This is a genomic window from Faecalibacterium sp. DFI.5.82 (genome assembly GCF_029076575.1).
Taxonomy (GTDB): domain Bacteria; phylum Bacillota; class Clostridia; order Oscillospirales; family Ruminococcaceae; genus Faecalibacterium; species Faecalibacterium duncaniae.
Window position 1 is genome coordinate 1 of record NZ_JARFIS010000974.1, and the last position, 293, is coordinate 293.

Consider the following 293-nt stretch of genomic DNA (forward strand, 5'->3'; position numbering starts at 1 on the left):
ATTCAGGATATGCTCTATGAGAAATCCGGGCAAGGCGTTTCGTTCACCGGACTGGTGGAAGCAATGGCGCACGAAGTCACCATTGTGACCGCCATCCATAACATCAATTCCAATAAGGGCAGTAAAACCGCCGGAGTGGACAAGATGAAAATGGACAAATATCTGCAAATGCCAAAAGATGAACTGATTTTATTGATTCAATCGTGTTTTCGCTAATACCAGCCCAAACCAGCCCGCCGTGAATATATTCCAAAAAGCAACGGCAAAATGCGGCGGCTGGGAATCCCTACGGT

General features: G+C 46.8%; 2 pseudogenes. Both read left to right on the forward strand.

What is annotated here, in order from left to right:
* Nucleotides 1-216 (forward strand): annotated as a pseudogene (locus P0G09_RS19745) (group II intron reverse transcriptase/maturase); the annotation flags it as partial.
* Nucleotides 217-293, forward strand: a pseudogene (locus P0G09_RS20965) (reverse transcriptase); the annotation flags it as partial.